General features: G+C 63.5%; 3 protein-coding genes. All 3 read right to left on the bottom strand.

The window, feature by feature from the left end; translation table 11 throughout:
• A partial coding sequence (locus EN906_RS31900) for a fatty acid desaturase (RefSeq protein WP_348629298.1) occupies positions 1–391 on the bottom strand: 391 nt, incomplete at its 3' end.
• A gap of 49 nt (positions 392–440) precedes the next feature.
• A complete protein-coding gene (locus EN906_RS31895; protein WP_127267573.1) occupies positions 441–1622 on the bottom strand; it encodes an aldose 1-epimerase family protein in 1182 nt (393 codons plus the stop codon).
• A gap of 16 nt (positions 1623–1638) precedes the next feature.
• Positions 1639–2140 (bottom strand): ATP-binding cassette domain-containing protein (locus tag EN906_RS31890; protein ID WP_164777523.1); only part of this gene is annotated, 502 nt, incomplete at its 5' end.

Genomic DNA, 2140 nt, shown 5'->3' with positions numbered 1-2140 from the left:
GGCTCCAGCGCCAGGTCACCGGGTTGCGCATCAGCATGAAACTGGCGATCTGGTAGACGGCATCGTTCATCCAGCGCGTGCGGAAGGCGGTGCCGTGGCCGCACTCGTGCCAGCGCGAGTCGCTGGACGAGCCATAGAGCACGCCATAGACGAGCAGGAACGGCACCATCCACCACGTGCCCCAGAACCAGGCGATGCCGGCGGCGGAACCCAATATGGCAACGATCCAGATGATCGTGTCGCGGATCGCCGGCCCGTCCGAGCGTTGCATCAGCTCTTTCATCGCCTTGCGCGGCACATCGGTGTGATACCACTCGGCCGAGGCCAGCCCGGTCTCGATCGCGATGCGCGTGCTTTCCCCGACCAGGCTGTAGTCGCGCTTTTTCTCCATCACATCGACCTCCGATTTCCGGCCCGCCAGCCGGAGCATTCGTTTCGCATCATGCCCTGTCCGCCAATCCCGGAAAATTGCCCGACGGCACAGGATAATCCTGTTGCGGCTGCCTGGCGATCGACGCGATCTTTGCTTCGGCCGCGGCGATCGCGCCGGCGCCGTCGAGCACCCGGAACACCGCGTCATAAGAACGGCCTTCGCCATGCTCCAGCCAGATCATCTCGCCTCGCTCGCGCGCCGCGAGATTGCCCAAGACATGGTGTGTCGAGGGTTCTATGCCCAGCGCATACTGCCCTGCCTGGAAATTCTGCCATTGGTAGGCGCAAGGCAGCTGATCCTTGCGCGTGATCACTTCCAGGCCAAGCCCTATGCCGTCGTTGACCACCGCCACCGGCACCTCGCCATTGGCGTCGGCCGCCATCTCATGCTGCCAGACCTGCTCGCTGAAGCCCAGTCGCGGCGCCGGCACGGTGCGGTAGCCGACCTTCTGCGCCTCGTAGCGTTCGCCTGCATGGCCAGCCCAGACGACGTCGCGGATCGGCGCCAGATAGCGCGAACCCTCGTCGAGCAAGGGGTGGCTGACATTGACGTGGTAAAAATACATGTGCGGCGTGCGATTGAAGCCATGGTTGACGACGCGGTCCGACAGCCGGATCTCGTTGCCGCCGACATCGGCCTCGATACGCCGGATCAGATGCAAATCCTCGCCGAACACCGCCGATTGCTGAACGATGCCTTCGGCCCAAAGCACGCAGCGGTCGCCATCCCAGGCCTCGCCATAACCGGTCAACCGTGCCGGAATGGTGCCGACACGGCCGTGCAGCGAATGGATCACGGTCTTCTTGCCCGGGTAGTTGTAGCTATCGGCAGGCACCGCTTCGCGGCCCAATATGTGGTCGAGGCCGCAGGTGACAAGCAGGCCTGAAAACGAGCGCGCCCAGGCGAGGCCCCCTTCCCCCTCATAATCGTGTAGGCCGGGGTTGCGAAAGCCGCTCGGCGAATGCCAGCCGATCGCCTGGCCCTTGAAGTCGCAATCGGCGATGTCGAGCGCCCGGTCGACCAGCGCCGTGAAACGCAGGCCCGAGCCGGTGCGGAACTCGAGCATGCGGATGCCGCGTTCCACGCCGTCGCCAAGCGTCATCAGCCGCACGCCGGCAAATTGCGACAGCATGCCCGAACGTTCCGATACCTGCCGGCGCGAAAGCGTCTTGCCGTAGAGTTCTACCATGTGACGGCCAACTTCTTCACTTCGCTCTCGTCTCTTTCAGCAGGGCCGACATGTCGGCGCCGGTGATGATGCTTTCCACGGTCAGAAGATCGGTATCGGCAACCGTCTGCTCGGCGACGATCTCGCCGCGGCGCATGACGATGATGCGGTCGGCGACCTGGAACACGTGATGGATGTTGTGGGTGATCAAGAGCACCGAATGGCCGGCGTCACGCACCTCCTTGACGAAGCGCAGCACGCCATGGGTTTCCTCGACGCCGAGATTGTTGGTTGGTTCGTCGAGGATGATGACCTTGGCGGCGAACTGCATGGCGCGAGAAATCGCAATCGACTGCCGCTCGCCACCCGACAGCGTCGAGACCAGCGCATCGGCGTCGAGTTTTTTCGAGATGCCGACGCGCTTCAACAGCGCCGACGCCGCATCGCGCAATTTGGCGAAATCGAGCGGCGCGAACACGCCCAGCCATTTCAGCTTGACCGGTTCGCGCCCAAGGAAAAGATTGCGCGCAATGCTGAGA

The sequence above is a fragment of the Mesorhizobium sp. M7A.F.Ca.CA.004.06.1.1 genome (genome assembly GCF_003999135.1).
GTDB lineage: Bacteria > Pseudomonadota > Alphaproteobacteria > Rhizobiales > Rhizobiaceae > Mesorhizobium.
Note: the sequence above shows the minus strand (reverse complement) of the source record. Positions and strands in the feature narration are given on the sequence as shown.